This is a genomic window from Amycolatopsis sp. cmx-11-32 (genome assembly GCF_047608695.1).
GTDB lineage: Bacteria > Actinomycetota > Actinomycetes > Mycobacteriales > Pseudonocardiaceae > Amycolatopsis.
The window spans coordinates 156,896-177,968 of record NZ_JADNQN010000010.1; the positions used below are offsets into that span (position 1 = coordinate 156,896).

The following is a 21,073-nucleotide window of genomic DNA, read 5'->3' on the forward strand; positions in this document are numbered from 1 at the left end:
GACCCTGGTCTCGGTGCCGGTCCCCGGCCGGGCGGCGCACTCTGCGCGGCCACGTCGCCGAATGGCTGGAACCGCCGCACGAGGCCACGGTCGGCGCGGCGACGGTCGCGCTGGTGCTGCTCGCCGTCGGCCTCAACCGGAGGAAGCGACGGGCCTGGCAACTCGCGGTCGCCGCCGCCGTGCTCCTGACGGTGTCGCACCTCGGCACCGGTCTCGTGTCGCTCGCGTTGCTGATCGCCCTGATCGCGACGCGGCGATACTTCCTCGCACTCCCCGGCCCGGGATATCGGCCCGGCGATGTCCACGCGCTGTGGCTGGAGGACCCTGTCGGCTATTTCCCCGCTCCGCTCGCCGAACCGCGCCCGAGCTGTCCGATGACGAGGTCGAGCGGCTCAGGGCGCTGCTGGACGAGAGCGACTCGCCCTGCGCGGGGACAAGTTCGTGGTCTTCTCGAAGTCAGGGAAGCTGCCGTGACCTATCGCGTGATCGCCGGCGTCGCGCTGTGCTCGGCGGGCCCCTCGGTGACCCGGAAGCGTGGCCGGCGCGATCGAGGAGTACCTGGACGTCCGCCGTCGGTACGCGTGGGCCCCGCGACCATGGGCTGCTCGGAACTGGGCACGCTTCGGCATCGAGAACCTGGCGATCGCGACGAAGCCGTCGTCGGCACGGAAACCTTCACCCTCGACGGCCGCGTCAGGCGCGGTGTCCGCCAAGCCGTCTCACGCACCAAACGAGCCGGCTACACCGTCCGCAAGGCGGAAGACCTGCTTCCTGCCGAGCTGGACGAACTCCGCACCCTGGCCGCCACCTACATCTCGATGGCACTGGGACGGATGGGGCGACCCAGGTTCGGTCCTGGTCACCACCGAGCACGAGGGTCGCGTTCGCGGCTTGCTTCATCTTCCCCTGGGTGAGGAAGTCCTCTCGCTGGACGTCATGCGCCGCGACCGGGCGTCAACGAGCTGAACTGCTCCTGAGAACCCCCGCGCAGCACGTCTCCCTGAACTTCGCCGCCTTCCGCGCCGTCCTCGAACAAGGCCAACGCATTGGCGCCGGCCCGTCCGCACGGACACTGCGATTCTTCTCACGCTGGATCCAAACCCTCTACCGCTTCAACGCGAAGTGCCAGCCCCGCTGGGTCCCGCGCGCTACCTGGCGTCCCCCCCCCCGACCTCCCCAGCGTCGGAACCGCCGTCCTTGAAGCCGAAAGGCTCGGCGGACGCTCTCCGCTGCTGCTCAGGGCGTTGCCGCGGAGCTAAGGGGGGTCCCTTTCGCGGGGGTTCGCGGAGTGTGTAACCTATCTGGGCAGTGGTCGTTCGACCTGGGAGGCTTCGCCTAGTCTGGTCTATGGCGCCGCACTGCTAATGCGGTTGGGGGTAACCCCCCCTCCCGGGTTCAAATCCCGGAGCCTCCGCTGGCCCCTGTTTCGGCAGGTGCTAGATTGAAAACTGAACAAGCGCCCGTAGCTCAGCTGGATAGAGCATCTGACTACGGATCAGAAGGTCAGGGGTTCGAATCCCTTCGGGCGCACGTCTGGTTGAGACAGCACTAAGGCCCTCCCGTTCGCGGGAGGGCCTTTTTGTCTGTCCTTTGTGGACCCTCGTTTGAGTCTTCGGTTGTCCGGCGTCCTTGAACGCTGTTCTAAGATACGCTGAAACACTTCCTGTGGTCGAGGGGTTCGGTGGGGACTATGGCGGAAGCAAAACGATTTTCCTCGCTCGATGTCTGTTCGGGGGCGGGCGGGCTCACGCTGGGTTTGGAACAGGCAGGCTTCGATCCTGTTCTGCTGCTGGATAATCGCGATGTGGCGTGTCAAACGCTGCGAGCGAATCGTCCTGGATGGGATGTCCTCGAACTGGATCTTCTCCAGTTCGTCGCAGAAGAACATCAGCAGGTCTACGACGTGGACTTGCTGTCCGCCGGCCTTCCGCGGGTGAAGGCTTCGGCGACGGTCAACCGGACTCGTGGAAGTGACATCGAGCTGGAGTTACTCAAGGCGACCATCATGTTGATGCATGGAGTTCAGCCGCGTGCACTGTTGGTCGAGAACGTTCCGGACCTCGTCACCAAGGACGACTACAGTGCAGTAAGGGAATTCGTCCACGAGGAACTCGACCACCTGGGCTATCGGTACAAGTGGTTCGTGGTCAACGCGGCAGACCACCAGGTCCCACAGAATCGTGAGCAAGGCATCCTGGTGGCGCTCAAAGGCGATGCCATCGACGCCTTTGAAGTACCCGAACCGAGCCTGGAACCACCGGTGACGGTGGGTGAGGCGTTGGAAGAGTCGATGAAGGCGCGAGGCTGGGCCAAGACGAGCGAGTGGGCCCGGCAGGCGAACAAACTGGCGCCGACCTTGGTCGGAGGATCCTGGGAACGGGGAGGTCCGGATCTCGGCCCCACCGGGTCGAAGCAGGCCTGGGCCAAGATGGGTGTGGACGGCGCCACGGTCGCGAACGAGGTGCCGGATTCCGACTTCGTGTGGGACCCGGCGCTCGGCCGGGACGGCATGGTCAAACTGACTGTCGAGCAAGCCGCATGTCTGCAGGGTTTCCCGCCGGACTGGCGGTTCGAAGGCAAGAAGACCGTTCGCTACCGCCAGGTCGGTCACGCTTCACCACCACCCGTCGCCCGTGCGTTGGGACTTGCCATTCGTGCCGCGCTGACACGCGGTGGAGCCTGATGATTTCAAGGCCGTCGTACACGAGTTAAGCTTCCACCCCATGACCCCTGTGCAGCCGCAGCTGTTCACGACTGCGCAGATCCAGATGGTGGACCTGTTCGCGGGGCCTGGCGGGCTGGACGTCGCCGCGCACTGGTTGGGCGTGCACGTCGACGGCATCGAGTGGGACGACAACGCCTGCAAGACCAGGACAGCCGCAGGTCTTGGCACCAAGCACGACGACGTGCGGGCCTACGGGCCCAAGGACTTCCCCGATGCCACCGTGCTCTCGGGCGGGCCTCCGTGCCAGACGTACACCGTCGCGGGGGGCGGCGCCGGTCGTCGTGCACTGGACACGGTCCTCGGCTTCGTCGAGCGGATGGCCGCAGGCGAAGACATCAGCGCCGAACTCGAGAAGATGCACGAAGACGACGAACGCGCAGGCGACGACAATCGTAATGGCAAAGAACGTTCCGGTCTGGTACTCGAGCCGTTGCGCTGGGCATTGGAAGCTCTCGACTACGAGATGCCTTACAAAGCCATCGTGCTGGAACAGGTTCCGACGGTCCTGCCGGTCTGGCAGGCATACGCCGGTGTTTTGAAGGAACGTGGCTACAAAGTCGCCTGCGGCGTCTTGCACACTGAAGAGTTCGGAGTCCCGCAGACTCGCCGTCGCGCGATCCTCATCGCACGACTTCACGGCGAGGCTTCCCTGCCCACGCCAACGCACCGTCGGTACTACAAGGGTAAGGATCGGTCTGAGGGAGTAGCCACTCTCAAGCCGTGGGTGACGATGTCCGACGCCTTGCGCAATCGGGACGAGCCGTTCGAAGTGGTGTCCAACTACGGAACCGGCGGCGATCCCAAGTTGCGGGGAAGGCGCAGGTCCGACGAGCCTTCCGCCACGGTCACCGGCAAAATCTCACGAAATAGGCTGTATTCGTCCGCCTGGCCCAAGCAAGAGCTCGACCGGCTGACGAAAGACGAGGCCGGGCTCTTGCAGACCTTCCCCGCTGATTACCCCTGGTCCGGCAAGGAGATCGCGCAGCAGGTCGGCAACGCCATTCCGCCGCGTCTGGCCGCACACGTGCTCGCTGCGGCCTTGGGGGTTGAGTTCAAAGCCGAGGACCTTGACGCGGTTGTCGCTGCGAAGTGGGATCCGGGAATTTACGACCGACCTCAGCTGCCCTCGACGCCCATCGCGACTCCGTCCGAAAAGGACGCTACTCTGGAGAGTCAGCAGCCTTCTTCCGTTGTCGCATAGGCGCTTCTTCGAGTAGTTGGCTGAACAAGGGCGTCAGGGCCTTGACTGCGTCCTCGCTGACTTCGCCGTCGTCCGGTCCGTCGGGAAGACGGTCCCAGTGCACTGGTGCCATGTTCTCGGCCTCGGCGATCCAGTCGTGCACCGCGTCTTGATCCACCAGCTCGTCAGGCGCCAGAACGTCGTACAGCAGGGTGCTCCCCGCCGCGTTCACCGCGGACGACAACGCGTTGGCCCGGTCTCCCAGACGTGAAACGTTCGAGCGCTTCAACTCTTCGAGCACGCGAATGATCGCGAACGCGGTCGGGCGATGGTCGATGACGTCCAGGCGCATCGTCGTGTTCAGGACGTCTTGAACGCTGCACGCGACTTCTACCGGGCTGTAGTCGTCCGCGTTGCGGAACAGCTCGGCCGCCCACCACAGACGGGCGAAGGCCTGGGTGTAGTGCGGGCCGCTGAACCGGGAGGCCGGCGTGATCTCGGCGCCTTTGTGGCGCCATACCACGTAATCCGGGGCCGCGATCATGGAGAGGAAGTTCCACAGGCGACTGTCGGCAGCTTCGGCCCTGGTCATCCGCAGGGTGGCATGCAGTCTCGGTGCCAGCCAGCCGTCGGCATCCACAGGTCTCCCTTCGAAGCGCTCCATCGCTACGTCGAGCAACTCCCGGATCGGTGCGATCCCCCAACGGGCTTCCGTCGACGGAAGAGGAATCGATGCCTTGCGGAGTGTGACCAGCGGAGGTTTTTCTTGCCCTGACTGCATACCGCGAGTCAGGAACTTGGCCACCGCCGCGTTCGGCAACAAACCCAGAACGAGCGGGAGGTCGGCCTTGTTTTCAAGACTCATCGTTCATCGCTCCTGTCCGAACGATGAACAGACCGCACGGCGTTGGTCAGTTTCTTGGTGATCTGACTTCGCCTGCCCGCCGCGTACTGAACACTCGTCTGGAGCTCGGACCAACCGAACCCCTTGGTACGACGTTCGTTGATGTCGAAGAGCGCGTCCGTGAGCTGCCGTCCCGGCAGCACGTCCGGCAGCATCATCCGCACCACGGCCTCGCGCCAGCCGGCAGGCATCTGAGGTGTCCCGTCCTCGTCCAGATCCAGGTCGCTGATGGCCGTGTGGAACATGGCTGTCCAGGCGTCCTGTGCGACCTGACTCGCCGTCATCTCACGCAGCATCTTCTCTTCAGGGCTGCCGCCTGTGCCGTGCAGGGCATCGACCAAACCCTCCACCGCGCTCGTGTTCAGATAGACCGTCGGGATCTCACCCGTGGTTTCGACGATCCATGGTGACTCCTTGAACGGATGCAACCATTCGTGCGGTCCTTCGCGGAAGTCGATCTCCACGATCTCGATATCGCGCTGTCGGACCGGGGTGGTGACCTTGAGGTCCACGAACCAGTCCTTTTCGGTGGCACCGATGAAACGGCCCGCCATGTCGTCGAGTGTGGCGACAACCGTCAAACCGAGTGAGGCGCGGTTGAGATGACGGGCATGAGCCAGTTCGATGCTTCCGCGCCAACTACCGTCACGGGAACGGGTCAGACGTGTTGTCGACCGGGCATTGGTGGCTTTCTCGGTGAGCACCGCCAAACACACCGGATCGACCCAAGGTCCTTCGGAAAGCTCCGCCTCGGGGAGCTTGGCGGCCAGGTGCAGAGTCGCAACCTCCCATTCTTCCCGTCCGGTTCGATGCAACGCCACTGTCTGCTCGACCTTGGACACGTGTGAGTACGGCAGCTCTGCGCCGTCCACACTCACGGCCGTCACATCGAGACTCACGTCACCGAAGAGCGTCGGATAGGGAAACGCGGCTCTCACGCGACACCTCCGCGGGCCTTCTGAACGTCCACGACCAGTCGGGACAGACGACCTTGAACAGGATGACTTCCCGGATCCGTGACACCGATGAACGAGGCCGATCGCATCCCCGGCGGGACGACCAGGTTGCCGTTCTCGATGTCGCAGTTCTTCGCAGGGCTGAGAAGGCTCCACTCGACGGCCGGGCGCCCGCCGGACCTGACGTCGAACTTGGCGACCGGTGTCAGCAACCACGGGTCTTCCGCGTTGGGCAGCTTGATGTCGACGCTCACGTGCCAGGCGCCGGTGTCGTCCAGCTGAGCGTTGATGCTCCGGACCGTCGGCACGCCCTGTGCGCGTCTGCTGCCGGCGGCGGCACCGTCGAGCTTCAGCAACTCCTTCAGAACGCTCGGGCCACCACGATGGCCGATTTCCCGACGCCCGACAAGCTCGCGTACCGCTTTGTCGATCTCTTCGAGGAACTCGCTGATGCGGGACAGCGCTCCTCGCTGGTACAAAGACGTCAGTTCTTCCGTGCGATCCCACTTGTGGTGCTCAGGGGGCTCGGACGCGCGGAGAAACTGTTCTGCGAGGTCGACGTCTTCGCCTTCGTTCTCGGTCGCATGGCCGGCGAGAAGGACGGCTTGGAAGGCGTCGGTGCCCAGGGGGAGATCCCTGGGGCGCCTGTCGAGGATCGTCATGCGGTTGCCGCGCATGCAGGCCACTCGGTTGGTTCGTTCCTCCCCTTCGGCACGGGTGAGCAGAAGGACGGCGGAGTGTCTTGCCCCTTTGCCTTGGGCTCGACCTTCGCCTTTCAACGGGGTGACGAACAAAGGTACTTCGACACTGGCCACTTGATCGCCCGCGGTCCGCTCGGTCACGGTCTCGTTGTCCAGATACGCCTTGAGGGCTCTGCTCAGCGCGGGATGGTGGGTATGCGGATTGACCTGTTGTTCGGGTACGAGCACCCGGCCGTTGCGCAAGGTCGTGACGCGGGCTTCGAGCAGCGCGCCTGCCCGATCACCACCGATCATCGCGGCCCAGAAACCATCGGCCAGCGAACGCACCAGCTTCTCGTGCATCTCCTCCAAGGATTCCGCGTCCCCGGAGGCGTCATGCGCCCCGACGATGAGGAACGACGTGCCTGTTTCCGCGTTGGAGCGTTCGAGCTGCAATCCCCGAACGGACTCCTCGTCCGCCCACCATGAGCGGGAGACACCCTTGTGGCTCTGCGTGGTGTCCGGCTCCCCGAACCAGGCCGGCCCCGCGTAAGCCGTCTTGTCCACGGTTCGCCAAGGCAAGTCGAGCCTGCCGATGACACGACGTTCGGTCCGGCCCTCATGGGGAATCGACAGCGTCGAGTTCATCAAGACCAGACCGAAGCGACTGGTGGCCCAAAGGGTGACTTTTCCGAGCCCGTAGGAACCGCCGGCTCGTTTGCCGGACTGCTTGTGGCTGTCGAGCTGCCTTCGGACGACAGCCGCGAAGCGACCGTCGCTGTACTCAGGACCGGTGAGGCCGGCGGCGTTGTAGTCGTCCACCCTCAACAACAGCAGCGACCTGGTTCGGTCCAGGTCGTCCAGCGCCGCTCGCAGACTTCGGGAGACCTTCTGTTCCGCCGAAGCGGCTTTGTCGTAGTGCGGGCGTAACTTGTCCCACTGCAACGCCTCGAGAAACGAGTCGAGGTGTCCGCCGCTCAACTCGTGCAATGTGTAGTGGACCCGGACCGGTTTGGAAGGATCATGGCGTTCGTCGAGCGAGTTCTGGGTCGCCTCGCGGGCGAGGACGGCCAGGTCGGCGTTGAAGGCGAAGGCGGCGGCGTTGCCGTATTCACGTCCGCCGTCCGCATGTGCCGGCCTGTGGTGCCACTCCAGTGGGAGCTTGGCGACCACGTCCGCGGTGCGGTTGTGCAGGGAGGCCACGTCGATGCCGAGGAACTCGGCGATCCGTCGCTTGACTTCCTCGCGAGGTTCGGAGCGGCTGGTGATCCATGCGGATACGGCGGCACGGGTCAAGTCCAGGTGTTGCGCGAGCTCGGCCTGGGATTTCGATGCCCGGCGCAACTGCCGTCCGAGCCACGGGCCGAAGTCCTCGCCCTGCTGAGCGCTCATTCGCCTGATTGCCTTCCTGGTGCCTGCGAGCGACCTCCCAACAGGCGGTCCAGAGCAGTCTAACAGGCAAATTTGACACTTGCGCGCTGTCAACTTATGGTTAACGTCACCTCGGTCGGCTGAATCTGTTCGACTGTACCGCTTCTCGTCTTCTCATCGCTCCGACACACCCTTCGGGTGTCGACTTCATTTCGGGAGGGATCCGAGCCGCAGCAGAGTCATCCACATCCGAGTCAAGCGCGGCCTGCGGTCAGGGGCCGCTACTTGCCGTACCCAACTTTTGTGTTGTCCGTTTCTGTCGGGTGGCAGTGCGCAGCGGACTCGCTCGAATCCCGATCTGCTGAGGATCAGAAGGACAGTGGTCATGAACCTGTCCGTTGAAGGAGTGAAGTAGTGATGGTCGACAGTGCGGTCAGCCCCGTGCTTGTCATGATCGCCAGGCTCGATGGCCTGGCGTTGGGGACCTATGCGTTCGATCCCGACCGCATCAAGGAGGACGCCAACGCCGAGCGTCGCATCCACCAAGGCGGCTACGGAGAACGCCAGGTATACGAGCTGGTGCAAAACGGTGCGGACGAGATGCGGGCGCCCGAACACCGGAACGGGACGATCCAGGTCGTTCTCACCGAAACCCACATGTACTGCGCAAATGACGGCGCGCCTATTTCGGTGCAGGGAGCGGACACCATTCTCCGCATGGGGGTGTCGCAGAAGAGCGGCAGTCAGATCGGCCGCTTCGGTGTCGGCGTGAAGTCAGTGCTGACCGTGACCGACACTCCGCAGTTCTTCAGCCGCTCCGGCTCGTTCGGGTTCGACGCGGAGCGTTCCGCCGACGAGATCCTCACGGCCGTCAACGATGCGCGGATCGCGAACGGCGAGAAGCCGCTGGAAACGGTGGGCGACACTCCAGTGCTGAGGCTCGCTTGGCCGCTGGTCGAGGACCACGAACGCTCGCTCGATCCCGTCCTCGACGAGCTGATGAGTACGGGAGCGGCCACCGTCGTCCGCTTGCCTTTGGTGACCGGCGTCGGTGACCTGCTCGGCAAAGACATCCTCGAGTTCCCCCGCCTCTTCCAGGTGTTCTCGCACCACGTCCGCAAGATGGTGCTCGAGGACCGCCGGGAGTTGCCGGTCGTCCGTCGCGAAATCACCGTCGAGCACGATGGCGTGCGGTACGTGATCCACGAGGCCAGGGGCGGTCAGAAGTCGCGCTCGGAGCAGTACCGCGTGTTCTCCCGGTCCCACCAGGTCAGCGAGCGTACGCGGATCGGCGCGGGTGAACTGCACGACCGTGTCGTGATCGACATGTCTTGGGCTGTGCCGGAGTATTCGGTCTCGAAGAACGACCATGGGCAGATCGTGTGCCACGTGCCGCATGAGCGAGGAGAGTTCTGGGCCTTCTTCCCGACCGAGTACGCGACCACGCTCAGCGGCGTCGTCAATGCCGCGTGGAAGACCAACGAGGATCGGCAGCACCTCCTGTCCGGCAGCGAACTCAACATCGAACTGCTCGACGCCACCGCCGATCTCGTTCTTTCTTCACTGTCGGATCTGGTGGTGGCGGAAGACCCGGCGGCGTACTTGCCTCTGCTGCCGGGACGAGCCAAAGAGTCGCCGAACTGGGCATGTGAGTACCTGACCGAGAAGGTCTGGGCGCTTGCGGCTGTCCGGCCTTCGCTCCCTGATCAGGATGGGGTCCTGCGTAAACCCGCCGACCTGCGCGTTCACCCGGAAAAGCTGAGCCGAATCGCGCTGACGTTGTGGACCGAATACGCCGGTCGGCCGAAGGACTGGCTGCACAGTTCGGTGGACGCGAGTGGATTGCGCCGAGGAAAAGTGAACCATGTACTCGCCGCGGCGGGCGTGGAGGTGGAAACCGTCGTCGCGTGGCTGGAGGCACTCGTCGAGGACGGGACAGCGGTCGCGTCCGCCGTCGCTATCCGGATCGTGGCGCACCTTGACGAGCGCGCAGCCGAGGACGTCACGTTCCGAACGGTTGCGACGGAGGCAAGGAAGGCCGAGATCGTCCTGACCGAGAACGGTGACTTCGTCGCCGCGTCAGCCGGCCGCGTCTTCCGGTCCAACGACGAGGACGGTCTCACCGATGACCTGGTGTACGTGGATCGTGGGATCTCGGGCGACCCGACGATGATTCGGGAACTCGACCGGCTCGGGATCCGAGAAGCTGACGCGGAGGGACGCTTTCGCAGCGTCATCGACCAGGGCTTCTCTGGTTACGGTGAAGAGGAGTGGACTCGGCTCTGGGAGTTGTGGCGCACCGCGGGCGGTGTGGACCTCGTGAGTGTGGTGCGCGACAAGTCGGCAAAGGTGTCCGCCGGGCTCCGGGTCAGGACCACTGCCGGGGTATTTCGTCCGATCGGCAAGTGCCTGCTGCCGGGGCCGGTGGTGCCGGGGGACGGTTCGCGTGACGCCCGGTTGGCTGTCGACGTCCGCTTTCACTCCGATGACCTGCCGGTGTTGCGAGAGCTCGGCATGACCGATCGACCGGCCTCCGGTCATCGGCCGGAAAACGACAGCTGGTTCCACGAGTACCACCTGTGGGCGCACGGCGAGTACTGCCGGGAGTTGAAGGCGACCGCCAGCAGGGTGCAGCTCCAGACGGTCGTGTTGACCGGGGCGCCGACCATGGGGTCACTGCACCTGTTCCAGGAACTGTCCGATGAGGGCAAGGCCGCGTTCCTGGCGGCGGCGCCCGAGGACGGGCTGGTCGAGTCCTGGACTCGGCAGATCGGCAGCAAGGTGAGTACTCGGATGCGAGTGCTTTCGCCGGTCAATTGGTTCCTGCGTACCTACGGCATGGTCGACACCTCGATGGGACTGGTCGCGGTACGCGAGGCCGTCGGTCCTCAGCTGAGCGCGTTCGCCTCCCTGCTTCCTGTTGCGGACATCAGCCCGGACAAGGCCCGGCGGTTGGGGATGACTGTCAACGTCGGTGACATGGACCCGCAGCGCTGGACCGAGTTCCTCGAACGGGTGAAGTCCAGCACTGACGACAAGTTCGTGGGTTTCGCCTACGCCCTCCTCTCCCGGTTCGCTCCGGACCTTGTCGAACGGGAAGAGGCAATGCGTTGCCAGGTAGGCCAGGAGTGGGACCTCCGTGCTCGTGGTGATATCGCGGTGGCCACGACCGCGGAGGAATACGCGGCGCTGGTCCGGGAGAACCATCCTGCGATGCTGGCGGATTTCCCGGACGAGACCGAGCGGGTCGAGTTCTTGATCCGTGAGCTCGGAATGCGTCGTTTCGTCGACGTCATCGAAAAGCGGCTGCGCCCGGTCTACAGCAGGCCCGCCGTCCCGCTCACCGACGAGTGGCCACCGCTTCGACAGCGACTGGGGGCGACCGTGGTCCAGGGGTGTTACCTGCAGTGGTGCAGTGAGCTCGAAGAAGTGACCCGCAGTCCTCAGGGCACTCGAACCGTCGCGATGAAGAGCGCCCGACAGGACAACACGGTGCTGATAGTCGACGGCACGTCGTTCGAGGACGCTCTTATTCTCGTCGACAAGGAATTCGGGTGGAATCTCGGAGTCTCCGGCTGTCGGAGGGTGATCGAGGCGCATCACCAACAGCAAAAGGACAGCGAAGTCCAGGCTCGGCTCACCGAGATCCGAGACTGTGACAGCCTTGTGGAGAAGATCGTCTTCTTGGTCGGCGAGGAGAACCTGCGTAAGGGACTTCCTCCGGGGCTTATCGCGAGTGAGAGTTCGGAGACCGGGCAGGACCCGGATGCCCACCGGGTGGCGCAGCTGGCGTACAACGCGCACGACGATGGCGTGCTTCGGGTGCACGCCAGGGACATCGCCGAACGGTTCGACACTGCCCCGGCGAACTTCGATGGCGGCCCCGCCGCATTGCGGTTCGTGACCGATCTCGGGCTCCCTGATGTGTTCGCGGGTGTACGGATCCCTGCTCCACCCATGCGTGAAGAAGCCGAGGGGCCGACTGATTTCCCTCGACTGCACGCCTTCCAGGAGGTGCTTGCCAGCAGGCTGACCGTTCTGCTGCGGAACGAACACGCCGAGCGCGGGATGCTGAGTCTTCCGACTGCGGCCGGCAAGACGCGTGTCGCGGCCGAAGGCGCGATCCGGTGGATCCGGGAGGACGGGATTCCCGAGGGGCCGATTTTGTGGATCTCGCAGACCGCCGAGCTTTGCGAGCAGGCCTTCCAGTCGTGGAAGCATGTCTGGGAGAACGTCGGTCCCGAGCAGTCTTTGGTCATCGATCGGCTGTGGACGACGAATTCAGCCACCCCCGTCACAGGCAGGCCGCACCTCGTCATCGCAACGGACGCGAAGTTGCGAATGTGTTTGGGTACAGATGAATACGCATGGTTGCGCAACGCTTCGGCCGTTTTCATCGATGAGGCTCACGTGGCGATCTCCCGCGAATACACCTCCATCCTCGAGCACCTCGGGCTCACCCACCGCGAGACCTCACGGCACCTCGTGGGGCTGACAGCCACGCCGTTCCGCAATGACGCCGAGCTGACGAGGCGTTTGGTGCAGAGATTCGGCAACGTCCGCCTCGACGACGATGTCTTCTCCGGCGAGCCCATTCCCGACTTGCAGGACCTGGGCGTCCTTGCCCGCGTCGAACACCGTGAGCTGGTCGGTGCGGATATCCTGCTCGATCCGGACGAGCTTGGTGGGATCAAGGGATTCCTGCCGAGGAGTGCGGAGCTGCGCCTCGCCGACGACGAGGCTCGCAACAAACTCCTCGTGGAGGAGATCGTCGCGTTGCCCGAGGACTGGCCGGTTCTCGTGTTCGCGACGTCTGTCAGCCACGCCAAGTTCCTGGCTGCCAAACTCGGTGACCGGGGCGTCCGCTCCGCCGCGATCGATTCCGCGACTCCGTTGCCGGAGCGACGTCAGCGCATCGAGTCGTTCCGGCAGGGACGACTCCGGGTTCTCACCAACTACGGCGTGCTCTCGCAGGGCTTCGACGCGCCGGCGACCCGCGCCGTCGTCATCGCCCGGCCTGTGTACAGCCCGAACGACTACCAGCAGATGATCGGGCGTGGCCTGCGTGGAAGTCGCAACGGAGGCAAGGACACCTGCCTCATCCTCGATGTGCGCGACAACATCAGGAACTTCCATCAGGACCTCGCGTTCACGAAGTTCGACTATCTCTGGCAGAGGGGACAGCGGTGACAGAGTCAGAGGGGGAGAGCTTTGAACTCACCTCCGCTCAGCGGAGCGTCGTGACCAGCGCCCAGGGTGACAAACTGCTGGTTCCGGCACAGGCAGGCACGGGCAAGACCACCACCTTGATCCGCCGGATCGAACATCTGATGACGGTGGAGGAAACCGCGGCATCGGAGATCTTGATCTGGACCTTTTCCCGCGCGGCAGCACAGGTCTTGCGCACCCGTGCAGGCCGGAGCGCTGTCGTGGGTCGACGGGTGCGTGCCCAGACCTTCGACAGTTGGGCTTCGTCTCTCCTGCTCGAAGCGGGATATCGACCTGAAGACCTTTCGTGCCGTGGGTTCGATCGACGGATCGAACTCGCCACCGACGCGATCGAAAACGGAGTCGTCGAGGAGACCGAACGAGGCGCACCCGCCCATGTGATCATCGACGAGGTGCAGGACCTTGTCGGACCGCGGCGGGAAATGGTCGAAGCGTTCCTCGACAGGTTCCCGGACATGGGTTTCACCGTCGTCGGTGACTCCGCCCAATCGATCTACGGGTTCCAGGTGTCCGACCCGCAGGCGCGGGCTGAGGAAGCGGGCCTGTTCTTCAGGTGGCTGCGTGCCACTTTCGGGGACGAGCTGCGCGAAGTCGTTCTCGACGAGAACTTTCGCGCTCGTACCGTCGAGACACGCCATGCGGTGCCTTACGGAGAACGTCTGCAGCGTCTGTCGGACACTGTCGAGGTGGATATGGAAGCGGCGGCTTCGCTTCTCCGCGAGCTCCGTTCTCGCCTCGCGGAAGTCGCCTCATTCGGAAAGCTCGACACGCCGTTCGCGCAGGACTCTTTGCGGGACTTCTCCGGTACAACGGCGATCCTCTGCCGGGACAACGCCCAGGTGCTTCTGCTGTCCGAAAAACTCGGGCAGCTCGATGTCCCGCACCGTGTCCAGCGGTCTCCGCGATCCGGTGCCGCGTTTGCCTGGGTGGCCGGATTGGTCAGTGCGACCGGTGCTGTGACGTTGAGTCAGGAACGGTTCGAACAGCTTCTGCCCGAGCTGAAGATTCCTGCAAACATCGACATCGAGGAGACGTGGCGTTCGTTGAGGACTGTCGCGGCAGGCGCACGCAACCAGCTCGATCTGGAGGCCTTGCGAAGGGTGGCCGCCGAAGGGCGGCTGCCGGATGAACTGACCACGCTGCCCTCGCACTCGATCCTCGTGTCCACCGTCCACCGAGCCAAGGGACTGGAGTTCGACCGTGTGCTGATCGCGGGGTTCGACGCGACCGCACAGCGACGGATCGGTGAGACCGACACACTGACCGAGGCGCGACTTCTTCATGTAGCCATGACGCGGCCTCGGGACGACTTGTATCGCGTAGAATGCCCTGACACTTGGACTTTGCGTAAGGGAGAACACCTGCCGGCGCCGGTCGGGCGCTGGTACGTGGGAGGCCGTGAGCGTTGGAAACGCGTCGGTGTAGAAGGTGTCGAGACGGATGTGTGCCATGAGGTGCCTGCCGGCGTGCGTGAGCCCGAGACCGACCCGGCGGCGGCGCAGAAGTATCTACTCGAGTCGGTTCGTCCTGGCAGCACAGTGGTGTTGCGCAGGCTACACGACCTGCCTTCGTCTTCGACCGAAACGCCACCGTACGGCATCTTCCACGCGGACACTCCGATCGGCGAGGTCTCCAAGGTATTCCGACACGACCTGTGGCGTCTGCTCAAGAGGTCCGCGGGCTACCGGGTGAAACAGTGGCCGTACCTGATTACCGGTCTGAAAATCGACTGTGTCGAAACGGTTGTCGGTTCGACCGCGGTCACCGAACGCCATGGTCTCGGCGGCCGAGGTGTATGGCTCGCCCCTCGTCTTGGTGGCCTCGGCCGATTCGACTGGACCCACGCTGAACGGGTCCCGGAAGGACAGGACATCCCGTGACCGAGTCCAGCCATGCAGCGCATTACGCGCTGCGCAAGGACCTCCGCGCCGCCCTGCGCGCCGACCTCCTCGGTCCGCAGGGCGGTGCGAAGGAGATCCTCGCCACCGACGCCCCGATCACCGCTTATCCCGTCGGCGTCCTTTTTCCGCAGATCGAGAACTCCGATCCGCTCGCGGAGACCGACGGCGTGGACACCCCCCCGGACGTCGTCCGCGGGGACGATTCCGAGCAGGGGGAGACCGATCTCGGAGTCTCCCTCGCCAACCGCCGCAAACCATCGTCGATGGGCATGACGTTCGGTGTCGATCCGGGTATCGCGGGTTCGGTGCGTGTGAAGGTCCGAGTCGCGAACTATGCGCCGGAGGACGAAAACGGTGTCGCTGTCGAGCCGCGTCGAAGCGAGGCTCGCAGTACCGAACAGCAACGAGAGCGTTGGCGTCGTGTTCCTGCAGACTGCGAACCCGTGGTCGTCGATGTCACTTCTGCCGGCATGTGTACCGCGGAACTGTGTCCTGGGCTGGAGTTGCGTACGCTGATCCGTCCCGTTGACGACGGCGGCACGGTCACGGTGACAGTGACGCTGGTCAACACGTGGCGCGCAGGTGTGTACGACCTCCAAGATGCCTATTGCTTCTTCCAACCCGAGCTGGAGGCGTCCGGCCCTGAAGGCACTCGACCGTTCGTCGAGCGAAAGGCACCCCTCGGTGCGGTAGACGCCGAGCACGCGTTGAGTCGGTTGCTGCACCGGCACGCGCCCTACTTCGCCACCGGCCACGGCTGCTCCGTCGCGTGGGACTGGACGGCTCCGCCGATCCGCACCTCCATGTCGACACGGGCCGCTGTTTCGTCGATCCGTACCGAGCTGGTGCCCAGCCACGAGGTGCTGCTGACGGATTCGAACCCACAGATCGACGACAAAGCACTCGGTATGCACCGCCTCGGACACGGAACGGTCGAAGACATCCTTGGTGCGCTCGCGGGCATGCTCGACGGCTATGAGGAGTGGATCGAGGCGCGGAGGCAGGAGGTGCTCGCGCTGGAAAAAACCGACTACGCCAACGTGGCGCGCGAGCAGGTCAAGTACTGTGGGCGAGCGCTCGAACGGATGAGGAGAGGTGTCGAGCTGCTGGCCGATCCTGTTCACCCCATGCCGATCGAGGCGTTCCGCCTGGCGAACCAGGCCATGGCCCGCCAGCGAGGTCGAGCGGAATGGATCGAAAGGGGACGAGAAGGCTCGCCGGATCCCGAGGCGGGTCGATGGCGACCGTTCCAGATCGCGTTCATGCTGCTCTGTCTGGAAGGTATCGTCGACCCGAATCACGAGGACCGTGGTATCGCCGACTTGTTGTGGTTCCCGACCGGTGGCGGAAAGACCGAGGCATATCTCGGGTTGGTGGCCTTCACCGTGTTTCTCCGTCGCCTCCGCGACGGCGAGCACGGCGGCGGAGTGACCGTGCTGATGCGCTACACCCTCCGCCTTCTCACTCTCCAACAGTTCGAGCGTGCCGCGGCGTTGATCTGCGCCATGGAACGAGTTCGCGCCGAGCGGAGAGGAGGAGATCTCGGCAGCACACCGGTGTCGATCGGCATGTGGGTGGGTATGTCGGCGACCCCGAACAAGCTCGGCCGCGCCGAGATCAAGCTCGACGAACTACGCAAGAATCCGGAAAAGCCGCTCCAGAAGGAAAACCCGGTCCAGCTTCACTCCTGCCCGTGGTGTGGAGAGCCGTTGGGGGCAGGCGACTACGAGGTACGTCCGCAGCTCACGCGGATGCTGGTGCGTTGTCCGAACACGGATTGCGAATTCGGTACCAACGAGGGATTACCCGTCCATCTGGTGGACGAGGCAGTGTACGACGCTCATCCGACACTGGTCATTGCCACAGTGGACAAGTTCGCCTCCATGCCGTGGCGGCCGGAGACGGCGGCGTTGTTCAACCGAGACCTCGGGAGCGAGATCCGGAAGCCGGAGCTCATCGTCCAGGACGAACTACACCTCATCTCAGGTCCGCTCGGTACCCTCACCGGTCTGTACGAGACGGCGGTGGACGTTCTGGCCTGCCGTCCGAAGATCGTCGCCTCGACCGCGACGATCCGCCGCGCCTCCGGCCAGGTGGGAGCGCTGTTCGATCGAAAGCTGGCGCAATTCCCGCCCGCCGGCCTCGATTCCAGGGATTCGTGGTTCGCCGTGGAGGCTCCGCGGAAGGACAAGGCGTCACGTCGCTACATCGGACTGCTCACGCCGGCGACGAGTCAGGCGACCTTGCTGGTCAGAACTTACGCGACACTGTTCCAGGCTGTGGCACGTACTGAAGCCGATCCCAAGGTACGCGATGCCTATTGGACGCTCGTGGGATACTTCAACAGTCTGCGGCTGTTGTCCGCTGCAGAGCTGCAAGTGCTCGACGACGTACAGGACCGCTTGGAGTTGCTGGCCAAGCGGGATGGCTCCAGTGACACGCGTTCGGTGTCAGCTCACATCGAGCTGAGCAGCCGTGCGGATTCGAGTGCGATCCCCAGCTACTTGAAGCTGTTGAAGTGCGCGTGGCCGGACGAGGAAAATACCCTGGACTTCCTGCTCGCGACGAACATGATCTCTGTCGGTGTCGATATCGACCGGCTCGGTCTCATGGCGGTCATGGGGCAACCACAGACCACCGCCGAGTACATCCAGGCGACCAGCCGGGTGGGACGCCGTCATCCAGGTCTCATCGCCGTCATGCTCAACTCGGCGCGGTCGAGGGATCGTTCGCACTACGAGAACTTCCCCGGCTTCCACTCGGCTCTCTATCGCGAGGTGGAGTCGACCAGCGTCACACCCTTCTCCGCACGTGCCCGCGACAGGGGGTTCCATGCAGTGGTTGTCGCGCTCACCCGATTGACGATCGCCAAAGCCTCTCCCAACCAGGCGGCCTCAGACATCGAGACCTTCCTGCCCGAGATCATTTCAACGGTACGCCCCGCGATTCTGGACCGAGTCCAGTCGGTCGACCCCGACGAGTCAGAGGCGACGGCTGAGTACTTCGACGATTTCATCGCCTGGTGGCGTGAGGAAGCCGATGCCGAACCGGACCTCGTGTACGAAGCCAAGCGCGGAAGCCAAGATCCCGCCCTGTTAAAGGGGTTCGACAGGAACAATGACGGCACTGGCGGCTGGGACACCCTCTGGAGCCTTCGTGACGTCGACGCTGAGTCGACGCTCTTTCTCGAGAAACGGTAGGAACGAAGTGGCCCCTCCTCCATCATCACGGCGCCGAAGCGGCGGCGTTCCCGCCCGACCGCGCGCGCGCAAACTCGGGTCGGTGCGACGATCGCAGCTCGTCACCACCTATGGGGTGGGCGCGATGATCGCGATCGACAACGAGTCGTTCATCGTCGCGGGAATCGACTCGTGGAACATCGACGACGCAACGGAAATCTTCGAACGCAGACTCGCGAAGGTACTCAAGGTCAAGTCGTTCCGCTTGCCGCCGGCGCCCGATCCCGACCGCGGTGACGACGGCGTCCGGGTTCGGCGATTCCCCGAGTTCTACTCGTGTCCGAAGTGCCGTGTCCTCCAGCCGTTCTCCGCCTTCAATTGCCTACCCGGTCGTGCGAACTGTCCGACCTGTCAAGAAGACTTGTTGCCCTCCCGATTCGTCCTGGCGTGCGACGACGGCCACATCGAGGACTTTCCCTACTGGAAGTGGGTGCATCGAGGTTCCGAGCAGGCGAGAGGTCTCTGCGGTGGGACGTTGGCACTGCGGACGGAAGGCAACACAGCGTCGCTTCGGTCGGTCGTCGTGAGGTGTACATGCGGCGTGCCGGACGTCTCGATGGAGGGCGCTTTCCGTGTAAAAGCATTGAGAGAGTTGGGCATTCGTTGTGAAGGACGCCGGCCGTGGCTCAGCGGAGCGAAGCCGCAACCGTGCACGCGCCATCCTCGGGCCATGCAGCGAGGTTCGTCTTCCGCTTGGCATCCGGTCATGCGTAGTGCGTTGTCGATCCCGCCTTGGGGCGAGGGACCGCGCGGACTGGTCGAGCGGGAGAAATTGATCGGGGCACCCGAGAATGCCATCCGCTGGCACTTCGAGAAGCGACCAGGACTTTTGAAGAGGGCGGACACGACCATCGAGGAGGTGATCGAATTCGCTCGCGAAATGAGCGAGGACAAACCGACTCCGAGCGAGAGCGGAGACACTCCTGTCGACCCCCATACGGTTCTGCGAAAGGAGGAATACGAACGTTTGTGTCGCGGCAATCCCGAACAACGTACATCGGAGTGGCAGCCGTTCGTCTGTGAGAAGCCGGAAGGCGATCTCACGCCGGTGCACGCGCTCAGTCTCGCCGAGATCATGGTGGTGAAGCGATTGCGTGAGGTTCGCGCGCTGGAAGGATTCACCCGTGGCGTCGCTCCACTGGAGAGCGAACCAGAGCAACGGCTCGCCGAACTCCACCTGTCCCACGACGTCAACTGGTTGCCCGCGATCGAAGTCAAAGGCGAAGGTGTCTTCGTCAGACTTGATGAAGATCGCTTGCACGAGTGGGAGACGAAGCCCGCTGTGATCGAACAGGTCGAGCAGATGCGGCTGAACCACCTCGCTCTCATCCGGGAGCGGACCCCGTCGAATCTTCCGAAGACAAGTGTGCCCAAGTCCCCGGTGTCTCCGCGTTTCGTGTTGCTCCACACATTGGCGCACATCCTGATCAACGAGTGGAGCCTGGACGGTGGTTACCCCGCGTCCGCGCTCAGAGAACGCCTGTACGCCGGTGACACCATGGCCGGAATCCTCGTCTATACCGCGACGAGCGACTCCGCCGGAAGCCTCGGCGGTATCGTTGCGCAAGGTGATCCGGAGCGTCTGGCCGCGACGCTGCTGTCCGCCCTTGCTCGAGCGGCTTGGTGCTCGAACGACCCCTTGTGCATGGAATCCGGGGCGAGCGGGGCGGGCAGCGTCAATCTCGCGGCATGTCACGCGTGCGTGCTGTTGCCCGAGACGAGTTGCGAACTGAACAACAGCTTCCTGGATCGCACGCTGCTTGTCGGAGCTCCTTCCGGAGCGGTACCCGGATACTTCCAACAAATCGCTGCGGTGAACTGAGGTTTCAGCCCGCCCGCCTGTCGAGCACGATTTCGTGCACGCGGGCGGCCGCGGCTTCGACTGCTTCGTGTTCCCATACCCGGACGGCGAGCCATCCCGCTTCGGCAAGGCGTGCGTCGGTGTCCAAGTCACGTCGGCGATTGGTTTCGATTTTCGTACGCCAGAAATCAGCGTTGTTTTTCGGCCAGGTCGCGTGCTTCGGACAGCCATGCCAGAAGCAACCGTCTACGAAGACGGCGACCCGTGCAGGACCGAACACGATGTCGACTTCCCGGCGTACACCCTTCACCGGCCTGCGATGGACGCGGTACCGCAACCCGAGGGCAAACAAGGCTTTGCGCAGTTCCATCTCGATTCGAGTATTTCGAGACTTCTGCTTGCTCATCCTGGTTCGGACGTCCGCTGATGCATCCAGCTTCACATGTACATACTCGCAACACCCTGGTGGGTCAGCAGGCTAGGCCCTGAACACGCTGGTCAGCGCCTGCCGGATCAACCCCGGCAGGTCCCCCTCACCGTCCGTCGCGGCCCATCGGATCAGCGCAACATGCGCCGCCCCGAGGCACGCCATAGCCGTAGCCCGCACCCGAAACTCCTCGTCAGGCTCCGGAGAAGGCCCGCAGAGGGCCGAGACGATCGCATCGGCCGTCGCGTACTGGCTGTCCAGATGCCGCGCCCGCAGCGCCGGAACCGAGATCATCAGCCGCAGCCGTGCCAGCAGGAACGCCTTCTCCTTCGACGACCCGGAAGCCGCGGTCGACTCCAAAGCACGCCCGATCCGCAAAGCCAAAGGGCCAGCAGGTTGAGCGGCAACAGCGGAAGCGGTCAGTGGGTCGTACTCGTCGTAGAGGACCAGGTCCTCCTTCGTGGGGAAGTGCCGGTACACCGTCATCGCCGAGACGCCGGCGGCCGCGGCGACGTCGTTGACGGTGGTCGCGTCGTAGCCGACGTCGCTGAAGAGGCGGATGGCGTGCGTTTGCACAAGAAGCCGGGTTTCGGCGCGCTGGCGGTCGCGGAGGTTCACGTGGTAGACACTATCAAAGTGGTAGTCACTAACATCTGGGGT

General features: G+C 64.0%; 12 protein-coding genes and 2 tRNA genes. 9 read left to right on the plus strand and 5 right to left on the minus strand.

What is annotated here, in order from left to right; all coding sequences use genetic code 11:
* Positions 1 to 113: 113 nt before the first annotated feature.
* From ACM6LR_RS27595 to ACM6LR_RS27615, 5 genes are all read left to right on the plus strand, one after another.
* Entirely contained in the window at positions 114 to 914 is an 801-nt protein-coding gene (locus tag ACM6LR_RS27595; RefSeq protein ID WP_414936253.1) for a phosphatidylglycerol lysyltransferase domain-containing protein, read from the plus strand.
* Between the two features lie 410 nt (positions 915 to 1,324).
* Positions 1,325 to 1,414: transfer RNA gene (locus ACM6LR_RS27600), tRNA-Ser, on the plus strand.
* Between the two features lie 42 nt (positions 1,415 to 1,456).
* Positions 1,457 to 1,530 (plus strand) — tRNA-Arg (locus ACM6LR_RS27605).
* A 160-nt stretch (positions 1,531 to 1,690) separates the two neighbouring features.
* Positions 1,691 to 2,683, plus strand: coding sequence for a DNA cytosine methyltransferase (locus ACM6LR_RS27610; RefSeq protein WP_414944798.1), 993 nt, complete (start codon positions 1,691 to 1,693; stop codon positions 2,681 to 2,683).
* A 40-nt stretch (positions 2,684 to 2,723) separates the two neighbouring features.
* The gene (locus ACM6LR_RS27615) at positions 2,724 to 3,926 is read left to right on the plus strand and encodes a DNA cytosine methyltransferase (RefSeq protein WP_414944799.1); all 1,203 of its coding nucleotides are present in this window, start codon (positions 2,724 to 2,726) and stop codon (positions 3,924 to 3,926) included.
* Here the strand turns inward: ACM6LR_RS27615 and ACM6LR_RS27620 are convergent.
* From ACM6LR_RS27620 to ACM6LR_RS27630, 3 genes are read right to left on the minus strand one after another with little or no spacing between them, the layout of a single operon-like run.
* A complete protein-coding gene (locus ACM6LR_RS27620; protein WP_414944800.1) occupies positions 3,886 to 4,770 on the minus strand; it encodes a DUF6339 family protein in 885 nt (294 codons plus the stop codon). The genes ACM6LR_RS27615 and ACM6LR_RS27620 overlap by 41 nt on opposite strands.
* Positions 4,767 to 5,747, minus strand: a complete 981-nt coding sequence (locus ACM6LR_RS27625) for a hypothetical protein (protein ID WP_414944801.1) — start codon at positions 5,745 to 5,747, stop codon at positions 4,767 to 4,769. Before ACM6LR_RS27625 ends, ACM6LR_RS27620 begins: the two co-directional genes overlap by 4 nt.
* Positions 5,744 to 7,837 (minus strand): helix-turn-helix domain-containing protein, encoded by a 2,094-nt coding sequence (locus ACM6LR_RS27630; RefSeq protein ID WP_414944802.1) that lies wholly within the window; start codon positions 7,835 to 7,837, stop codon positions 5,744 to 5,746. Before ACM6LR_RS27630 ends, ACM6LR_RS27625 begins: the two co-directional genes overlap by 4 nt.
* A gap of 396 nt (positions 7,838 to 8,233) precedes the next feature.
* Here ACM6LR_RS27630 and ACM6LR_RS27635 point away from each other — a divergent pair, with 396 nt between their 5' ends.
* The 4 genes from ACM6LR_RS27635 (at position 8,234) to drmB (ending at position 20,007) form a co-directional block, all read left to right on the plus strand.
* Positions 8,234 to 13,006, plus strand: a complete 4,773-nt coding sequence (locus tag ACM6LR_RS27635; protein WP_414944898.1) for a DEAD/DEAH box helicase — start codon at positions 8,234 to 8,236, stop codon at positions 13,004 to 13,006.
* On the plus strand, positions 13,003 to 14,925 hold the full coding sequence (locus ACM6LR_RS27640) for a UvrD-helicase domain-containing protein (protein ID WP_414944803.1): 1,923 nt from the start codon (positions 13,003 to 13,005) through the stop codon (positions 14,923 to 14,925). Before ACM6LR_RS27635 ends, ACM6LR_RS27640 begins: the two co-directional genes overlap by 4 nt.
* A complete protein-coding gene (locus tag ACM6LR_RS27645; RefSeq protein ID WP_414944804.1) occupies positions 14,922 to 18,146 on the plus strand; it encodes a helicase-related protein in 3,225 nt (1,074 codons plus the stop codon). Before ACM6LR_RS27640 ends, ACM6LR_RS27645 begins: the two co-directional genes overlap by 4 nt.
* Before the next feature lie 82 nt (positions 18,147 to 18,228).
* Entirely contained in the window at positions 18,229 to 20,007 is a 1,779-nt protein-coding gene (gene drmB, locus ACM6LR_RS27650) for a DrmB family protein (RefSeq protein WP_414944805.1), read from the plus strand.
* A gap of 4 nt (positions 20,008 to 20,011) precedes the next feature.
* On the opposite strand, the gene ACM6LR_RS27655 is transcribed toward drmB, so the two are convergent.
* Positions 20,012 to 20,392: a very short patch repair endonuclease gene (locus tag ACM6LR_RS27655; RefSeq protein ID WP_414944806.1), complete on the minus strand. Its 381-nt coding sequence runs from the start codon at positions 20,390 to 20,392 to the stop codon at positions 20,012 to 20,014.
* Between the two features lie 72 nt (positions 20,393 to 20,464).
* Positions 20,465 to 21,031, minus strand: a complete 567-nt coding sequence (locus ACM6LR_RS27660; protein ID WP_414944807.1) for a TetR/AcrR family transcriptional regulator — start codon at positions 21,029 to 21,031, stop codon at positions 20,465 to 20,467.
* Positions 21,032 to 21,073 lie beyond the last annotated feature (42 nt).

Coding starts and splice junctions, on each gene's coding strand:
- ACM6LR_RS27615 (WP_414944799.1), top strand. CDS start 2,724: ATGACCCCTGTGCAGCCGCAGCTGTTCACGACTGCGCAGATCCAGATG.
- ACM6LR_RS27620 (WP_414944800.1), bottom strand. CDS start 4,770: ATGAGTCTTGAAAACAAGGCCGACCTCCCGCTCGTTCTGGGTTTGTTG.
- ACM6LR_RS27610 (WP_414944798.1), top strand. CDS start 1,691: ATGGCGGAAGCAAAACGATTTTCCTCGCTCGATGTCTGTTCGGGGGCG.
- ACM6LR_RS27655 (WP_414944806.1), bottom strand. CDS start 20,392: ATGAGCAAGCAGAAGTCTCGAAATACTCGAATCGAGATGGAACTGCGC.
- ACM6LR_RS27635 (WP_414944898.1), top strand. CDS start 8,234: ATGGTCGACAGTGCGGTCAGCCCCGTGCTTGTCATGATCGCCAGGCTC.
- ACM6LR_RS27630 (WP_414944802.1), bottom strand. CDS start 7,837: ATGAGCGCTCAGCAGGGCGAGGACTTCGGCCCGTGGCTCGGACGGCAG.